General features: G+C 47.4%; 14 protein-coding genes and 1 rRNA gene. 6 read left to right on the forward strand and 9 right to left on the reverse strand.

Annotated features, from left to right (window positions below; all coding sequences use genetic code 11):
• From ASF12_RS14755 to gyrA, 3 genes are all read right to left on the reverse strand, one after another.
• Nucleotides 1–196, reverse strand: a 16S ribosomal RNA gene (locus ASF12_RS14755); the annotation flags it as partial.
• 547 nt (nucleotides 197–743) lie between these two features.
• Nucleotides 744–1823 carry an HD-GYP domain-containing protein gene (locus ASF12_RS14760; protein ID WP_056035990.1) on the reverse strand — a complete coding sequence of 360 codons (1080 nt, stop codon included), beginning with the start codon at nucleotides 1821–1823 and terminating at the stop codon, nucleotides 744–746.
• Nucleotides 1824–1865: 42 nt separating this feature from the next.
• Nucleotides 1866–4370, reverse strand: a complete 2505-nt coding sequence (gene gyrA / locus ASF12_RS14765; RefSeq protein ID WP_056035993.1) for a DNA gyrase subunit A — start codon at nucleotides 4368–4370, stop codon at nucleotides 1866–1868.
• A 257-nt stretch (nucleotides 4371–4627) separates the two neighbouring features.
• Here gyrA and ASF12_RS14770 point away from each other — a divergent pair, with 257 nt between their 5' ends.
• A complete protein-coding gene (locus ASF12_RS14770; RefSeq protein ID WP_081418828.1) occupies nucleotides 4628–5389 on the forward strand; it encodes a YheC/YheD family protein in 762 nt (253 codons plus the stop codon).
• A 138-nt stretch (nucleotides 5390–5527) separates the two neighbouring features.
• Here the strand turns inward: ASF12_RS14770 and gyrB are convergent, their stop codons facing one another.
• The 6 genes from gyrB to dnaA all read right to left on the reverse strand — a co-directional run bounded on the left by gyrB (nucleotide 5528) and on the right by dnaA (nucleotide 11959).
• Nucleotides 5528–7447 carry a DNA topoisomerase (ATP-hydrolyzing) subunit B gene (gene gyrB, locus ASF12_RS14775; RefSeq protein ID WP_056035999.1) on the reverse strand — a complete coding sequence of 640 codons (1920 nt, stop codon included), beginning with the start codon at nucleotides 7445–7447 and terminating at the stop codon, nucleotides 5528–5530.
• Nucleotides 7448–7500: 53 nt separating this feature from the next.
• On the reverse strand, nucleotides 7501–7752 hold the full coding sequence (gene remB / locus ASF12_RS14780) for an extracellular matrix regulator RemB (protein WP_028608695.1): 252 nt from the start codon (nucleotides 7750–7752) through the stop codon (nucleotides 7501–7503).
• A gap of 27 nt (nucleotides 7753–7779) precedes the next feature.
• Nucleotides 7780–8892 (reverse strand): DNA replication/repair protein RecF, encoded by a 1113-nt coding sequence (gene recF / locus ASF12_RS14785; RefSeq protein ID WP_056036002.1) that lies wholly within the window; start codon nucleotides 8890–8892, stop codon nucleotides 7780–7782.
• A gap of 32 nt (nucleotides 8893–8924) precedes the next feature.
• The gene (yaaA, locus tag ASF12_RS14790; RefSeq protein WP_046234561.1) at nucleotides 8925–9140 is read right to left on the reverse strand and encodes a S4 domain-containing protein YaaA; all 216 of its coding nucleotides are present in this window, start codon (nucleotides 9138–9140) and stop codon (nucleotides 8925–8927) included.
• A gap of 67 nt (nucleotides 9141–9207) precedes the next feature.
• On the reverse strand, nucleotides 9208–10350 hold the full coding sequence (gene dnaN, locus ASF12_RS14795; protein ID WP_046234562.1) for a DNA polymerase III subunit beta: 1143 nt from the start codon (nucleotides 10348–10350) through the stop codon (nucleotides 9208–9210).
• A gap of 256 nt (nucleotides 10351–10606) precedes the next feature.
• Nucleotides 10607–11959, reverse strand: a complete 1353-nt coding sequence (dnaA, locus tag ASF12_RS14800; protein WP_056036004.1) for a chromosomal replication initiator protein DnaA — start codon at nucleotides 11957–11959, stop codon at nucleotides 10607–10609.
• Nucleotides 11960–12482: 523 nt separating this feature from the next.
• Here dnaA and rpmH point away from each other — a divergent pair.
• The 5 genes from rpmH (at nucleotide 12483) to mnmE (ending at nucleotide 16256) form a co-directional block, all read left to right on the forward strand.
• The gene (gene rpmH, locus ASF12_RS33745) at nucleotides 12483–12617 is read left to right on the forward strand and encodes a 50S ribosomal protein L34 (protein ID WP_074904820.1); all 135 of its coding nucleotides are present in this window, start codon (nucleotides 12483–12485) and stop codon (nucleotides 12615–12617) included.
• An 86-nt stretch (nucleotides 12618–12703) separates the two neighbouring features.
• Entirely contained in the window at nucleotides 12704–13045 is a 342-nt protein-coding gene (rnpA, locus tag ASF12_RS14805) for a ribonuclease P protein component (protein WP_056036007.1), read from the forward strand.
• Nucleotides 13046–13351: 306 nt separating this feature from the next.
• Nucleotides 13352–14185, forward strand: coding sequence for a membrane protein insertase YidC (gene yidC, locus ASF12_RS14810; protein WP_056036010.1), 834 nt, complete (start codon nucleotides 13352–13354; stop codon nucleotides 14183–14185).
• Nucleotides 14182–14802 (forward strand): RNA-binding cell elongation regulator Jag/EloR, encoded by a 621-nt coding sequence (jag, locus tag ASF12_RS14815; RefSeq protein ID WP_056036014.1) that lies wholly within the window; start codon nucleotides 14182–14184, stop codon nucleotides 14800–14802. Before yidC ends, jag begins: the two co-directional genes overlap by 4 nt.
• 74 nt (nucleotides 14803–14876) lie before the next feature.
• Entirely contained in the window at nucleotides 14877–16256 is a 1380-nt protein-coding gene (mnmE, locus tag ASF12_RS14820) for a tRNA uridine-5-carboxymethylaminomethyl(34) synthesis GTPase MnmE (RefSeq protein ID WP_056036017.1), read from the forward strand.
• Nucleotides 16257–16267: the final 11 nt, after the last annotated feature.

Consider the following 16267-nt stretch of genomic DNA (forward strand, 5'->3'; position numbering starts at 1 on the left):
GCGACCAAGTTGTGTATCCGGTATTAGCATTCGTTTCCGAATGTTATCCCAGTCTTACGGGCAGGTTACCTACGTGTTACTCACCCGTCCGCCGCTAAGCATCAGGAGTGCAAGCACTCCATCAACTYCGCTCGACTTGCATGTATTAGGCACGCCGCCAGCGTTCGTCCTGAGCCAGGATCAAACTCTCCATTTAGGTCGACTTGCATGTATTAGGCACGCCGCCAGCGTTCGTCCTGAGCCAGGATCAAACTCTCCATTTAGGTGTTTGACTTGCTCATTACTTTTTTGTATCGCTTTACATTAACCGAAGTTAATGTGGCAGTTTCACTCGTTGTTCAGTTTTCAAAGAACAATTTCTCTTGCTTACGTTTCGTTCGTGTCTGCCGTATGTCTCAGCGGCGACTCATATAATATATCACGGGNTTCACTCGTTGTTCAGTTTTCAAAGAACAATTTCTCTTGCTTACGTTTCGTTCGTGTCTGCCGTATGTCTCAGCGGCGACTCATATAATATATCACGGGTGCCTATACCATTGCAAGTGTTTTTTTTAAAAAATATCAATTCTTTTTTTAATAGTGTTTTTCCTTGTACCTCAAAGCCCTGAATCCCTTATATATAAAGGGATAAAGCCGCCCAGCACATACTCTGGACGGCTTTATTTTACTATTACTTTTACGTTTTGACGACCTATACTCTCAATAATAGTAGCTTTATAAAGCTTAATCTATCCCATCTATACTTAGGATGGAATAACCTCATTGATATGCAGATGCCGCTCTACCGTTAAGTTAATAATAGATCCTTCAATGGAAACCCATGGTCTGGTTGGATGCACATGATCAGAAAACACGATCTCTCCTACCCGTTCATCACTAAGCCTAACCTTTGTTCCATTATGGAACTGCGTAACCTTCTCAACAAACACTCGAACATAAGTCGGATCAAGCTTGCCGAAAGCATCGCTTTGGATCTGCTCTAGAACTAGATAAGGCGAGACCGCCTTACGATAAGACTTGTTCAAGGTCATAGCATGAAAAATATCAGCAATAGCTACAATCTTCCCGTATGGATGGATTTTAGCCGCATCAATGCCAAGAGGGTATCCCGTTCCGTCTACCCGCTCATGATGCTGAAGAGCAGCCAGCTTGGCACCATCGTTCAGAGATGCTACATTTTTGAGCATTTGGTAGCCCAGCACGGTATGTCGTTTCATCTCTTCCAGCTCTTCTACGGTTAGCGCAGTCGGTTTGGAAAGAATCGAGCGATCAATACGCGTATTCCCAAAATCATGAAGCAAGCCGCCAAGAGCAACTTGCATCCATTCTTTTTGAGGAAAGCCGTTCCACTGCGCAATAAGATAAGAGGTGAGCGCACAAGCAATGCTATTATGAAGCAAATAATCACGCTCCATAAAACTGCGCGGCACAAACGTCAAAATCTGATAGTTCTTAATATGCTGCAGCAAATTCTCCATCTGATTGCGAATATCCATAATAGGGATGCCTTCCGGCGCTGCATGATCATTAAATACTTGTCTCAGCAGCACCAGCATCTTGTCATATTCATCATGCAGGGATGATGCAGCAATTGGCTTATCGTCCACTTGTTTGGAGTCAGCGCCTGCTTTTGCATCTTCAGACGCTTTAGCAGCAGCTGGTCCATCAACGGCCACGCTTGAAATAATGAAAGCTCTCAAAATTTCAAGCTCGCGGCCAGCAATAACCTTGCCTTTTTGAAGTAGCACCCTTCCTAAAGGGGTAAGGACATCTTCACTAATCTTATCGCCTAACTTCACTTGTGATAAAGTCACCGTTGGCACAACGGTTCCCTCCCCATGTCCTGGATTCCCCTGATATAAAAACTATTCGTTCTCTTCGCTGTCTGAAGGCTGTGCAGCATCAAATTCAGTTGCTTCGCCTTCTTCCAGGTCATCGCTCACTTCTTCACTGCGGGCAATACGAGTAACCGTTGCTACTGTATCTTCATCGCGGGTATTAATCAATTTAACGCCCTGCGTATTGCGGCCCATTGTAGAGATGCCTTCCATGCTTGTACGAATCAATGTGCCTGATGCAGTCATAATCATCAGATCCTCATCATTTACAACGACCTTCAAGCTGACGATTGGGCCGTTCTTATCCGTAACGTTAAGCGTCTTAATCCCTTTACCGCCACGATTTTGAATGCGATATTCGCTCATTGGCGTCCGTTTGCCATAGCCCTTGGACGTAACGATCAGCACATCATTATCATTCATGACGATATCCATATCAATAACAGCATCGCTGTCATCAAGCTGGATACCCTTCACGCCTGTAGCCGAACGGCCCATAGAGCGCACATCATTTTCAGAGAAACGAATCGACATGCCTTCCGCCGTACCCATAACAATCTCCTGCTGACCGTCCGTCAGCTTGACGCCAATCAGATCATCGTCTTCACGCAGCGAGATGGCAATGAGGCCGACTTTGCGAATGTTGATATAGTCATCGAGAGGCGTTTTCTTCACGACACCTTGACGGGTTGCGAAGAACAGATAGTGATTCGGGTCAAAATCCTGTACAGGAATAACCGCATTAATCGTCTCGCCCTGCTCGATTTGAATTAAGTTAATAATCGGCGTACCGCGTGCTGTCCGGCTGAGATCAGGAATCTCATAAGCTTTCAGCTTGTACACCTTGCCCTTATTGGTGAAGAAGAGCAAGTAGTGATGCGTATTGGATACAAAAAGATGCTCGACAAAGTCATTATCCTTCGTATCCATGCCAACGACACCTTTACCGCCCCGCTTCTGGCTCCGATAAGTCGTAACCGGCAGGCGCTTGATATAGCCGCTGTGTGTGATGGAAATAATAACATCCTCACGAGGAATCAAATCCTCATCTAGAATTTCCTCATCACTAGCCGTAATTTCCGTACGGCGCTCATCGCCAAAACGATCTCTAATCTCGTTGAGCTCTGTGCTAATGATTGCAAGCACCAGCTGCTCATCAGCGAGAATCGCTTTGAACTCGGCAATTTTCTGTAGAAGCTCTGTATATTCTGCTTCGATCTTATCGCGTTCCAGACCTGTCAGGCGCTGCAAACGCATATCGAGAATGGCTTGTGCCTGCTCGTGGCTAAGATCGAATCGAGTGATCAAGCCTTCACGAGCAATTTCAGCTGTTTGGGAACCGCGTATTAACGCAATAACCTCATCCAGATGATCCAGCGCAATCCGATAGCCTTCCAAAATATGAGCGCGAGCTTCAGCTTTCTTCAAATCGTATTCCGTACGACGACGGATAACCTCGATTTGATGCTGCAAATAATGATAGAGTACTTCACGCAAATTCAGCGTCTTTGGCTCGCCATTAACGAGAGCCAGCATATTAATGCCGAAGTTGGACTGCATTTGCGTCTGTTTGTATAAGTTGTTAAGCACAACGCTAGGATTCACATCACGGCGAAGCTCGATAACAACCCGCATGCCTGTACGGTCAGACTCATCGCGCAAATCCGTAATGCCGTCGATCTTCTTCTCCCGAACGAGCTCTGCAATTTTCTCAACGAGACGGGCTTTATTTACTTGATAAGGCAGCTCATATACGATAATACGCGCTTTATTGCCATTCTCTTCAATCGTTGCCCGCGCACGCATGGTCACCGTTCCGCGACCCGTCAAATAAGCTTGACGGATGCCGCTTAATCCCATAACAATACCTGCCGTCGGGAAATCAGGACCTTTTACATAATCGATCAATTCAAGCGGTGTTATATCCGGATTAGCAATAAGCGCCTGTACACCGTCAATGACTTCCCCCAAATTATGCGGAGGAATATTCGTTGCCATACCTACAGCTATCCCTGTTACACCATTGACTAGCAAGTTAGGAAAACGCGCCGGCAATACCGCAGGCTCCTTCTCTTCACCGTCATAGTTCGGAATGAAATTCACTGTTTCCTTGTTAAGGTCACGCAGCAGCTCCATTGCAATCTTCGATAGACGAGCTTCCGTGTAACGCATGGCTGCTGCCATGTCACCATCAACCGAACCGAAGTTGCCGTGTCCATCTACCATCATGTACCTCATTGAGAAATCCTGTGCCATACGCACCATGGACTCATACACAGCCGAATCACCGTGAGGATGATACTTACCGATAACTTCGCCTACAATCCTTGCGGATTTTTTGTGAGGCTTGTCCGGTGACATCCCAAGCTCCGACATTGCGAATAAAATCCGGCGATGAACAGGCTTGAGTCCATCCCTTACATCGGGCAATGCGCGACTTACGATAATACTCATCGCATAGTCCATAAAGGAATCGCGCATTTCCGTGCCAATATCACGGTCTTTAATCTGCGAATATTGTTCTTCCGCCATGCTTTACCTCCCTGACGTCTATCTGCAAACCTGTAAACATCATTGTCTCTCTAGTTCTTTCTTAAATAAGACGATACTAAACCTAAATTCCACGAACATAGACGAAAAAATAGGTTAAACACCGTATTCCGTTACGCTCCGATTGCCATAAACTAAACAAATCCAACTTTTATTATACCACTCATTCTAAACTCTGTCTCCTGCCGGAATAAGAATCGATAGGCTCAGGCAGTGATTTAAAGAAAGGGGAATCAAGCTTGTCTATACAGCGCGTTACTAGCAAATGGGCTAAAACGCAGGTGCTCCTGCGCTCCGAACATTTGCGCCAATACATGCCTGCTACCGAGCTGTTCAGCAAAGAAAATCTGCTCGCAATGCTCACCGAGTACAGCATGGTTTATGTGAAACCCGTCAACGGCACCTTTGGAAAAGGAGTCATTCGGGTCGAGCAGTATGCCGCTCCTGGCCGAGGCTTCCGATACCAGATTGAAACCAGCGTTCGCACGTTCGCTACCTTCGACCAATTGTACAACAGCCTTTATCGCTATCAAGTAGGCAAACGCTACCTCATCCAAAGGGGGATCTTCCTGCTTCGCCATCAGAAGCGGCGCTTTGATATCCGCGTAATGGTGCAGAAAAATCCGCAAGCCAGCTGGGAAGCGACGGGCATCATCGGCCGTCTCGCCCATCCCGCAAAAATCGTCACCAACTACCATAGCGGCGGCACGCCAATGCCATTTGAACAGCTTATGAATGGTCATTTGTCAACATCTGAACAGCAAGCGTATAGACAGCGTTTGAACAAGCTTAGCCTATCCATCGTTCACCAAATGCTTCAGGCTTATCCGCGAATAAAAGAAATCGGTGTCGATATTGCAATCGATACGAAGCTGCGCCCATGGATACTAGAGGTCAATACTTGTCCCGATCCGTTTATTTTTCGCAAGCTTCCTGACAAGTCCGTGTTTAAAAAAATATATCGATACGCCGTTGCCTATGGCCGGTACAAAAGAAAATAGCCGCTACTAGTGCATATCTTCATACTGTGAGCATAGCCCCGTACAAAAACGCATTCTAGAAACGACTATTTTTAATTTCAAGCGGCAAGCTATGCCACTGTACTTAAAAGATTCAGCAATTAACGATCCCAAGGAAAGCTAAATGTCGAGATTTTTAACGCTTAGAGCATATTGCTGGATGAAGTTACGACGCGGTTCAACGTTGTCGCCCATCAGCGTATCAAAAATCGTATCGGCTTCAATGGCGTCATCAATCGTTACTTGAAGCATGGAACGGCTTTCTGGATCCATCGTTGTTTCCCAAAGCTGGACAGCATCCATCTCGCCCAAGCCTTTGTAGCGCTGAATGTTAATTTTACCGGTTTGACCAAACTCAGCAATAATTTCATCACGTTCCTTCTCGTTCTGCGCATAACGAATGACCTTGTTGCGCTCGACTTTATAGAGCGGCGGCTGGGCGATATAAATATAGCCCGCTTCGAGAATTTTGCGCATGTAGCGATAGAAGAACGTCAGCAGCAGGGTACGAATATGCGCGCCGTCAACGTCGGCATCCGTCATAATAATGACTTTGTGATAACGCGCCTTCGCCAAATCAAAGTCCTCGCTGATGCCTGTTCCGAGCGCCGTAATAATCGCCCGAATCTCCGCATTGCCGAGAATACGGTCGAGTCTTGCCCGCTCAACGTTCAGAATTTTACCACGCAGTGGCAAAATAGCCTGGAAGTGACGGTCACGGCCTTGCTTAGCCGAACCACCGGCCGAGTCACCTTCTACGATGTACAGCTCGCTGATTGCCGCATCCTTGGAGGAGCAATCCGCTAGCTTACCTGGCAGCGAGCTGACTTCAAGCGCACTCTTACGGCGCGTCAGCTCACGCGCTTTGCGCGCTGCTTCCCGTGCTCTGGCAGCTTGAAGGCCTTTTTCTACAATTTTGCGGGATACAGCCGGGTTCTCATCGAGAAACTCCTGAAGCTTCTCTGCAAGCAGCGATTCGACAATACCGCGAACCTCGCTGTTGCCTAGCTTTGTCTTCGTTTGTCCTTCGAATTGCGGCTCGGGAATTTTGACCGAAATAATCGCTGTCAAGCCTTCACGCACATCATCGCCGGAGAAATTGGAATCATTGTCCTTCAGCAAGTTCGTTTTGCGGGCGTAGTCATTGATAACCCGCGTGAGCGCACTTTTGAAGCCGGACTCATGCGTTCCGCCCTCATGGGTATTAATATTATTCGCGAAGGAATAAATGTTTTCGCTATAGCCGTCGTTATACTGGAGGCCTAATTCCACCTGGATATGATCCTTGGAGCCCTCCACATAAATCGGCGCTTCATGCAGCGCTTCCTTGTTGCGGTTCAAAAACTGGACGAATTCATTAAGGCCGCCTTCGTATCTGAACGTATTGGTCATCCCTGTACGCTCATCCGTCAGCGAAATTTGAATTCCTTTATTTAGAAAAGCAAGCTCCCGAATCCGGGACTGCAAAATATCGTATTCATAAACCGTCGTCTCCGTAAAAATCTCTGGATCCGGCTTAAAGTTAATCGTCGTTCCAGTATCTTCTGGCGATGTCTCGCCGATGACCTGAATGTCTGATTCCGGCGCTCCGCGGCGATATGCCTGCTGATGAATCTTCCCTTTAAGCTTGACGGTTGCTACTACGCGCTCCGACAAAGCATTAACGACAGACACGCCGACCCCGTGCAAGCCCCCGGAAACTTTATAGCCTTCTCCGCCAAATTTACCGCCGGCATGAAGCACGGTCATGACGACTTCAAGCGTCGACTTCTTCAGCTTGGCATTTTCTCCGACAGGGATACCACGTCCATTGTCGACTACGGTAATGCTGTTATCTTCATGAATCGTGACATCAATTTGATTACAATAGCCAGCAAGCGCCTCGTCGATACTGTTATCGACAACCTCCCATACGAGATGGTGGAGTCCCTTGCTGCTTGTGGAGCCAATATACATACCAGGGCGTTTGCGGACGGCTTCCAGTCCCTCTAGCACCTGGATCTGACTCTCGTCATACGTATGCTGCGGATTCAAAGACATTAATGCTCACTGCTCCTCTCAACTGCTCTTGCTACACGTTATTCTGGCCCTTGTCAGCCATTCGCTACAAAATGATGAGCCCGCTTCTTCAAGGTGGAGGATGAAATTGGCGAATAATAGATTTTCTGCTTCGTCACAACGATGGATTTCGGCTCCTCTTCGCCAATCGTCTCCACGTCCTTGCGCTTGCGAGCGCCTGCAACGAACTGCTTGGATAACTTGGAGGATTGCTCTATGGATATATCGAAAATGGCTACCAGCTCGGCAGCCCGAATAATTTTCTCGCCGCCCAAATGGATATACATGCTCCCCCGCCTCCCGATCGTTTGCGCTTATCCGCGCGTCACTTGGCCTTCACGCACATTATAGATACAAGCGTCCTGCAGCTTGCTAATATTGACGCTCTCAAGCCCGGTTGTCGTGATGAACGTCTGCACCTTGCTCTGAAATGTTTCTATGAGCTGCGTCTGCCGGTGCTGGTCAAGCTCAGACAGAACATCATCAAGAAGCAGCAGCGGATATTCCCCAATCTCCTCAGCAATCAGCTCAATTTCTGCCAGCTTTAGCGAGAGTGCGGTTGTGCGCTGCTGTCCCTGGGAACCATATACAGATGCCTCTTTGCCGTTAATAAAAAAGGCCAAATCATCGCGATGAGGCCCAACGAGCGACATCCCTCTGCGAATCTCCTGCTCTTTCACTTGTGTTAACTTTATCATAAATTGCTCAAATAAAACAGATTCATCTTCCGGCTCCCCGCTGCCAAGCGATGGACGGTAGGTAATCGTGAGCTGTTCGCTGCCAGCCGTAATGCCAGAATGGATCTGCTCAGCCCAGCGCTGCAGTTTATGTATGAAGTGTTCCCTTTTTTTCATAATTTTAACACCTAGCTCGGCGAGCTGTGTATTCCATACATCCAGCATCGTCTGCTGCATGGAGCCGGGGGATGCAGACTTCAGGTAGTTATTGCGCTGTACAAGCACCTTGCCGTATTGCTGAAGGGTATGCAAATAACCGGGCTGCACCTGACCGATTTCCATATCCAGAAACCGTCTGCGTACACCCGGCGTGCCTTTTACAATTTCGAGATCCTCCGGCGCGAACATGACCACATTCAGCGACCCGATGAAGTTGCTCAGCTTGCGCTGCTCGAGCCCGTTAATTTTCGCTTTCTTCCCCTGCGTCGACAGCAGCAGCTCAAGCTGCGCCGTACCATAGCGCTTGTCTACCATGCCTTGCAGGCGAGCCGAATCCGCTTCCCAGCCAATCAGCTCCTTGTCCTTGGACGTGCGGTGCGATTTGGTGAGGGCAAGCGCAAATATCGCTTCCAGCAAATTCGTCTTGCCCTGGGCGTTCGGACCGACGAACAGATTGACCTGATTACTCGTCTCCAGCTCAAGCTGTCCGTAGTTGCGGTAATTTTGCAAATGAATATTTTTTAAAAACACGTCTGCTGCCCCTCCCGGTCCTTAGCTAATCGTTATGAACCGGTAACAGTAAAGACGCCGAAGCCTTCTACTTCGACACGGTCCCCGACATACAGCTTGCGTCCACGTCTGTTATCCGTCTCGCCGTTGATCGTAATCTTGTTCTCCTGCAGAAAAAATTTAGCTTGTCCACCTGTGGATATACAATCCGATAGCTTTAAAAACTGCCCCAACGGAATATATTCGGTGCGAATGGCAACTTCCTTCATCGTGGCTTGCCCACCTTCCTCTTCTCGAGCTCTATTCATATCTTTCGCTAGCCTTCTCGCGAGGCTGCTACGTTGTTGTCCGGTAAGGCAAAATCACGTACATGTTGTACGAATGATCGGTCGGCTTAATGATAATCGGGCTCATAGCACCTGTAAAGCCGATGAAAATTTGCTCGCTGTCAATTACTTTGAGCACATCGAGCATGAACTTGGAGTTGAAGGAAATGCGCAGCGGCTCGCCTTCAAATTTCTTGGCATCGATCTGCTCGGTTACGCGGCCAAGCTCGGTCGAGCTTGAAGAAATTTCGATCGAATTGTCATCAAGCGTAATCAGTCGAACAATATTCGTCTTCTCTTCACGCGACATCAAATAAGCACGGTCGATCGCATCCATCAAATTTTTGGTATCGACGACAAGTTCTGTTTTGTACGTCTGCGGAATAATCTTGGAAGTATCCGGATACATGCCATCAAGCATACGTGTATAGAACAGCACATTTCCAAGCTTAAACATGACCTGGTTGTCGGCAACGACAATATCCACGAGGGCATTTTGCTCAGGGACAAGCTTTGACAGCTCGACCAGCGTTTTTGCAGCAATAATGACATTGGAGAAGCGATATTCCGGATCGGTTTCGGTATGCGCATTGCGGCTTGCCAGACGGTGGCGATCCGTTGCTATAAATTTCAGCTGCTGATTGTTAAGCGTCCATAATACGCCAGTCAATACGGCGGTTTGCTCATTGGTGGAAGCGGCTAGTACCGTTTGGCGGATCATCGTTTTCAACAAATCGCCTGGCATTTGAAATAAGCCATTTTCTTCAATAGACGGCAAAATTGGAAATTCCTCAGGATCAAGACCGACCATTTGGATGTCGGAGGAGCCGGAGCGGATCATTGTCTGGAACTGAGCGCCAACCTGAATTTCAACATTATCGGAAGGCAGCTTTTTAATAATCTCGACAAAAAATTTAGCAGGGAGAACAACGCTTCCCGGTTTATCCACATGTGCAATAAATAAATTATCGCGTTCTACCGGGATGAAGCTTTGAATAGATATTTCAGTATCGCTTGCCGTTAAGGTTACACCTTGATGAGTTACATCTATTTTGATTCCACCGAGAATCGGGATGGCTGGTCTGGAGGAGATTGCTTTCGCTACCTGCTGGATCGCATCGTTTAGTTCATTTTTTGAAATCGTTAATTTCATAATTTCTCTCCTATATCCGCAGGGAGACATAGCGAATCATAGTGGATGTTCCGCGAATGTCTTATTCCGCTTATGGATGATGTTTTTTTAAAGATTTTTAGTAGTCGTAGTAGTAGGGGGCCTGAATATGTGGATAAGCGGGACAAGTGCTGATAGATCAAGCCTATCCACATGTGTATAGACTGTGCATAGGCTTGTGTTCGTTTTCCGTATAAAAGTGGATAACTTTTCAGCGCAAATTGTCCTGCTTAACGGCTTACGTATGATTTTTGATTTTTTCAGTCAGGTTTTGCAAAATTTTGTACAAGTCCTGATCAATTTTAAGCTGCTGCGTAATTTTCTCATGGGCATGAATGACCGTCGTATGGTCCCTTCCGCCAAATGCTTCGCCAATCTTCGGCAGCGAGTGGTCCGTCAGCTCGCGAGAGAGGTACATGGCGATTTGCCGCGGATAGGCCACAGCTTTCGTCCGTTTGCGCGCTTTAAACTCCTCAAGCCGCAATCCATAAAACTCCCCGACTTTCTGCTGGATCTCGTTGATGGTGATCAGCTTCGGCCGGCTTGAAGGAATGATATCCTTGAGCGCTTCGGCTGCCAAATGGGAGGAAATATCCTGATTAATGAGCGAGGAGTAGGCGACAACCCTGATCAGGGCGCCTTCCAGCTCACGAATATTCGTATCGATCTGGTTAGCGATATAAACCATCGCTTCATTGGGAATATCGAGATTTTCGGCCTTGGCCTTCTTGCGCAAAATGGCAATTCGCGTCTCCAGGTCAGGCGCTTGGATGTCCGTAATTAAACCCCATTCAAAGCGGGAACGAAGGCGTTCCTCCAGGGTCGGAATTTCCTTCGGCGTGCGGTCGCTGGAGATGACGATCTGCTTGCGCTCTTCATGAAGCGCATTGAAGGTATGGAAAAACTCCTCCTGCGTCCCGTCTTTACCAGCCAAAAATTGAATATCGTCAATAAGCAAAACGTCGATATTCCGGTATTTATTGCGAAAGCTTTCCCCACGGTTGTCACGAATCGCGTTAATAAATTCATTGGTGAATTTCTCCGACGAGATGTACATGATCTTCGTATTGGGGTTGTGATCCTTGATATAGTGGCCGATCGCATGCATCAAATGCGTTTTTCCAAGGCCAACGCCGCCGTAGAGAAACAGCGGATTGTACGCTTTGGCCGGTGCCTCGGCTACCGCAAGCGATGCCGCATGGGCAAAGCGATTGTTGGCGCCGATAACGAATGTCTCGAACGTATATTTGGAGTTCAGCACATGCGTGTGGCTTTCTTCCTGTACGACGGGCACATCCATTGCTCTGGGCGGCATCATAGCTGCCGGTTCAGCGCTTCGAGCCTCTTCAATGGAAAAACGCACATCGACCTGTCTGCCTAGAAATTCAAACAGGGTTGTGCGAATTAGTTTTGTATAACGGCCTTCCAGCCATTCAGCTGCAAATGTTGTCGGTGCCGTAACTTCAAGCAAAGTATCATTCACGAACGAAGCCTTAGTTGCCTTAAACCAAGTATCAAAACTTGGCTTGCTCAGCTTCGTCTGAATAATTGACAACACTTGCTGCCATATATCATAAGCATGGCTGTCCACAGACGTCACTCCTTATCAAAATCGCCGAAACGGCGCAATTAAGCCATATTCTGTCGAATGAATGTCATTTTTCCAAGGAAAACATCCACAATATGAAGAAATGAAAACGGTTGAGTTATAAATAGGGGATTAACTTGTTCACATTTTTATCCACAGGCTGTTAATAAGATTGAGGATAAAGGGAAGGTATCCACATATAAAACATATTCATCATAGCAAAAGATCCCTTGTATTTCAACGGATTCGAAGATTTTATCCACATATTCAATAGCTTGTGTATAAAAGTTGCGCACAACACTAGATATTGTTTATATCTTGTTAAGATTTCGACAAAGTTCGTAAGTCGGCTGAAAAAGTTGTGCACAGCTTATTCATTTTCTGCAAAATCGCCGATTTCATTTATTTATCCACAGCTTTCGATTTCTTGTCTGAAAGGCGCAGGGTGAGTTGACTTTCCGAAGGGTACGTGCTTTAATTGAACTACCTGTTTTTTTTAAGAAGAAGTACGGGAGGTGCAGAGTAAATGAGACCTACATTTAGACCGAATGTTAGCAAACGTAAAAAAGTGCATGGATTCCGCAAACGGATGAGCACGAAAAACGGACGTAAAGTTTTGGCGGCGCGTCGTCAAAGAGGCAGAAAAGTTCTTAGCGCATAAGCAAAAGACCACGTCGGGTGGTCTTTTTTTTTGCCTTGCCCACGATACTTTTGAACATATTAAGGAAAGAACGGTGAAATGGAGTCGTGCAAAGAAGATTGCGTCTGCGTAACCGTAGCGACTTTGGCCGGGTCTACCGGGGAGGCAAATCGTTCGCCAACGGGCAGTTCGTCGTATATTGGTCGAAGCAGCCTGTGGCGGAGCCTTTCCGACTGGGCATTTCAGCAAGCAAAAAAATCGGCAATGCGGTTGTTCGCAACCGGATGCGCCGTGTCATTAAAGAAATCATCAGGCTCAATGAGGCACGGATCGTTCCAAAGGTCGACTTTATTATTATTGTAAGAAAGCCTGCAGTAGCGATGGAGACGAGCCAACTGGAAAAAAGCATTATGCATGTGTTAAGGAAGGCCGGGCTCCTTAAACGCTAAGCGTAGAAGGAGTTATTGTCCTTTGGAAACCGTCCGTTTTGCGTAGAAAAAGAAGCTCCTGAATAATAGAAATGGTTATCCCTGACCATATTAGAAAAACGTTTACATAGGTACCGAAAATACCTCATGACCTTCCTTTCTTTTGTCCTACCAATTATGGTATAGTTTAAAGGATGAGAAGGTATAAGAAATATGTCTGTAACGATGCAGATTTATCTCATGCGAAACTGCGTAGTTTGTGCTGAATGGCGACGAAACCGTTTATGCTGGATAGGCGAAGCATCGGCTCTCAAGAGAGGAGTTTTCATGTTGTTTCGGAAAGAAAACCGTAAATGGCTTTTTGTTTTAGGCATGCTAATGGCAGTGGTAGTCATTGCAGGCTGCGGTTCGCAGGTAGCTCAAACGACGAGTACAGAGGATTTGCTTAAGGGAAACTTCTGGCAGAAAAATGTCGTTTATTATTTTGCGCTTACGCTTGATACGTTCGCAGATTGGTTCGGCGGTGCTTATGGCATAGCCATTCTGCTCATTACCATTATTGTAAGAACAGCCATTTTGCCGCTGACGATTAAGCAATATCGCAGTTCGAAGGCTATGCAGGCTTTGCAGCCGCAAATCGCTGAGATGAAGAAGAAATACAAGGATGACCCGAAAAAGCAGCAGGAAGAGACAATGAAGCTGTTCCAGGCCAATCAGGTAAATCCGATGGCAGGATGCTTGCCGCTCATTGTACAGATGCCTGTATTTATCGCGCTCTATAATGCGATATATATGAACCCTGAGGTGCGTACGCATGCTTTCTTGTGGTTGCAGTTAGGGGAGAAGGACCCTTATTACATTCTTCCGGTTATCGCCGCGGCGACAACTTTCATCCAATCGAAGATGATGCAGAAGCAGCAGACGCAAACAATGCCTGGTATGGGAGCGATGCTTGCCATTTTCCCAGTGTTGATTTTCGTCATGGCGATTAATTTCCCAGCAGCTCTGCCGCTTTACTGGATTTACAGCAACATTTACACAATTATTCAAAACTATTTCTTGTATGTGCGCAATGCTGACAAAAAAGGCAATGACGATACAGGCACCAACGATAAACAATCTAAAGGTAAGGGTAAACGTAAGGGGGCCCTCGCGAAATGAAGAAAATCGTTGCATCAGGGAAAACGGTAGAAGAGGCTGTACAAAGTGGTTTGACACAATTAAATGTGGCTGAGGATCGTGTGAGGGTGGCTGTTCTTGAGCAGCCGTCCAAAGGATTCCTCGGTTTGATCGGCGTGAAAGAAGCGAAAGTAGAACTGGAGCTTATTCCTGATCCAACAAGTGAAGCTGAGCAGTTCCTTCTGGAAGTGGCGAGCACAATGGGACTAGATGTATCCATTGAACGCAAGCAGACGAGGGAAGGCACGCAGCTTTCGATTTCAGGCGGGGGAGATCTCGGCATGATAATCGGAAGGCGCGGGCAGACGCTCGATGCATTGCAGTACTTGGTTAATATTGTGGCAAACCGCTATTCGGACAGTCATCTTCGTATCGTACTTGATGCAGAGGATTTTCGCGAGCGCCGGCGCAAGACGCTGGAAGAGCTGTCAGAGCGCCTTGCGGGCAGAGTGATTCGCACGAAAAAAGAGGTGGTGCTGGAGCCGATGTCTTCCCATGAGCGGAAGGTCATTCATTCCCAGCTGCAAAATCATCCTCGTGTGAAAACATACAGTAAAGGTGATGAGCCGCATCGGCGGATTGTCATTGCACTGAAGTGATAAAGGTAGAACAGATTCGCAGCAATGGCTCCCATGGTCATTGCTGTTTTTCCATTTGAGAGGTGCTGAACACAATGATACAAGATACGATAGCCGCGATTTCAACCGCTGTTGGAGAGGGCGGCATTGCCATTATCCGTATTAGCGGCCCGAATGCTATTGCGGGGACAGCTGCGCTATTTCAGAGCCGAACGGATCTGCGTGAAGCAGACAGCCATACGGTGCATTATGGGCATATCGTTCACCCGGCTACCGGCGAGCAGATTGAAGAGGTGCTGGTGACGCTTATGCGTGGGCCGCGATCTTTTACAGCCGAGGATGTTGTGGAAATCAATGCTCATGGCGGCGTAGTGGCGGTTAAGAAGGTGCTTGATGTCGTGCTGATGCAGGAAGATATGCGATTAGCTGAGCCTGGGGAGTTTACGAAGCGGGCCTTTCTGAACGGGCGCATCGATTTAATGCAGGCGGAAGCGGTCATCGATCTTATTCGTTCAAAGTCGGATCGCGCTTTCTCCATTGCGCGCAAGCAGGCCGAAGGCTTGCTGTCGAAGCGGATTAAAGCACTCCGGCAGACGGTCATTGAGCTGCTGGCGCATATTGAAGTAAATATCGATTACCCCGAGCATGATGTCGAGGAAATGACGACTGCTTATATTCGTGATCAAAGCCAAATTGCGCTGGACGAAATCGCTAAGCTTTTAAAAACAGCAAATGAAGGCAAAATATTAAGAGAAGGTATTATGACGGCAATCGTCGGCAGGCCTAATGTGGGCAAGTCATCATTGCTTAATATGCTGGCGCAGGAAAATAAAGCGATTGTGACCGATATTCCCGGCACAACGCGTGATGTTATAGAGGAATATGTCACGCTTAATAATATCCCGCTGAGGCTGCTGGATACAGCAGGCATTCGCGAGACGAGCGATCTCGTCGAGCAGCTCGGGGTGGAGCGGTCCCATACGGCGCTTGCGGAAGCCGATCTTATTTTATTCGTGCTGAATTATAATGAGCCGCTGCATGCCGATGACCGTGAACTGCTGGACCGTATGGCGGGACGCCAAGTGGTATTGGTCATTAATAAAACCGACCTGCCAGGCAAGCTCGACATGGAAGAAATCGAGAAGCGCTTTAGCCCGGAGGCAATTGTCCGCATGTCGGTTCTGCAGGAAGCGGGACTGGATCATTTGGAGAAGGCGATTAGCGGGATGTTTTTCGAAGGCAAGCTGGATTCCGGCGATTTGACCTACGTCAGCAATGTGCGGCATATTGCTTTATTGAAACGGGCGCAGCAGTCGCTGCTTGATGGTATTGAGGCATCAGAAGCAGGCATTCCGATTGATGTGATGCAAATTGACGTGCGCTCTGCTTGGGAGTCGCTCGGTGAAATTCTTGGGGATGCCGTCGGAGATTCATTGATTGATCAAATCTTTTCGCAATTTTGTTTGGGCAAATAATAAGCGGTCAA

The sequence above is a fragment of the Paenibacillus sp. Leaf72 genome (genome assembly GCF_001422685.1).
Classification (GTDB): Bacteria; Bacillota; Bacilli; order Paenibacillales; family Paenibacillaceae; genus Pristimantibacillus.

Coding starts and splice junctions, on each gene's coding strand:
- gyrA (WP_056035993.1), bottom strand. CDS start 4,370: ATGGCGGAAGAACAATATTCGCAGATTAAAGACCGTGATATTGGCACG.
- gyrB (WP_056035999.1), bottom strand. CDS start 7,447: ATGTCTTTGAATCCGCAGCATACGTATGACGAGAGTCAGATCCAGGTG.
- remB (WP_028608695.1), bottom strand. CDS start 7,752: ATGTATATCCATTTGGGCGGCGAGAAAATTATTCGGGCTGCCGAGCTG.
- yaaA (WP_046234561.1), bottom strand. CDS start 9,140: ATGAAGGAAGTTGCCATTCGCACCGAATATATTCCGTTGGGGCAGTTT.
- dnaN (WP_046234562.1), bottom strand. CDS start 10,350: ATGAAATTAACGATTTCAAAAAATGAACTAAACGATGCGATCCAGCAG.
- rpmH (WP_074904820.1), top strand. CDS start 12,483: ATGAGACCTACATTTAGACCGAATGTTAGCAAACGTAAAAAAGTGCAT.
- yidC (WP_056036010.1), top strand. CDS start 13,352: ATGTTGTTTCGGAAAGAAAACCGTAAATGGCTTTTTGTTTTAGGCATG.
- jag (WP_056036014.1), top strand. CDS start 14,182: ATGAAGAAAATCGTTGCATCAGGGAAAACGGTAGAAGAGGCTGTACAA.
- mnmE (WP_056036017.1), top strand. CDS start 14,877: ATGATACAAGATACGATAGCCGCGATTTCAACCGCTGTTGGAGAGGGC.